Below are 1,071 nucleotides of genomic sequence, written 5' to 3' on the forward strand. Positions count from 1 at the left end.
TGCTATAGCAATATGTTCATAAAATCATGTTAGCTTTCAACAAAGGACAGACATATTTTCTTTGAATGGAAAAATTATTACGAATATGCAATGATCTATTTAAAAAATCTTTTTTTATTGACAAAAACAGGTATAGATTTATATGTCTAAAAATATTAGATAAAACTAATATTATTAGAAATGTATATTCTATGAAGATCCAATTGTTTTTGTATCTAACAATTTTTGTATTTTTTAACCATGCTCTTTATGCTTACAGACCGTTTGCAACCGAGGATGCAGGTGTTGCACAGTTAGGTGAAAATAAGATAGAATTAGGATATGAAGCAGCAGGAATACATACAAATAGTATTGATAGTAACAACTTTGCATTCCTTATTGGGATTGGTTTAGGTAAGGCTGAATTGATGATTGAAAGCCCGTATTGCATAAAAAGCAACGAGGAAGGTAAAGATAAAGGATTGCAGGATGTTGGAATTGCTGCAAAAATCAGAGTAGCGGGGAAGGATGATGCTGGTGTTGCTTTAAAAACTGAGTATACGTACAGGTCCGATATGTATAGCCTAAGTACTGCCGTATCATATTCATTTGGATGGGTTTTACTGCATTTACAAGCTGGGTGGATGAGCAACTTCAAAACCGATGGTTTTTTTGGTGGACTGGGATTTGATTTTCAGGTTTTAGACACTGCCAGTCTTGTTATAGATTCTTTTACTGAGCATATACAAACTATGACCTGTTATCAAATTCTTGCTGGTGGAACAATTTCTATAGGAGAAAATAAATTCATAGATGCTGCGATAGGATATTCGTGGGTAAATAGTTTCAATAAAGTAAACGATTTGATAGCCACAGTAGGGTGTTCTTTTATATTGTGACAAATTGTATTAAAAAAATTTCTATATATTTTGCCTTGACATACATAAAAATATGCTATTACCATTTTTATGTAATTGCATTTAGTATTCTTTCATTCTCAAAAAACTAGTGGTGTGATAGTATGATAAAAAGACTAATGGTAATTGTGTGTATATGTGGTGTGCTTGCTTCAGGGTTTGCTCAATCATCATT

1 protein-coding gene is annotated in these 1,071 nt (G+C 32.2%); it reads left to right on the plus strand.

Annotated elements, in window-relative coordinates; translation table 11 throughout:
• The first annotated feature begins 191 nt into the window (after positions 1-191).
• Positions 192-878 carry a hypothetical protein gene (locus tag N3F66_15065; protein MCX8125467.1) on the plus strand — a complete coding sequence of 229 codons (687 nt, stop codon included), beginning with the start codon at positions 192-194 and terminating at the stop codon, positions 876-878.
• The last annotated feature ends 193 nt before the right edge of the window (positions 879-1,071 follow it).

It is taken from the genome of Spirochaetota bacterium, from assembly GCA_026414805.1.
Lineage (GTDB): Bacteria > Spirochaetota > UBA4802 > UBA4802 > UB4802 > UBA4802.

Excerpts from the sequence above, each read along its gene's own strand:
- N3F66_15065 (MCX8125467.1), top strand. The coding sequence starts at position 192 with ATGAAGATCCAATTGTTTTTGTATCTAACAATTTTTGTATTTTTTAAC.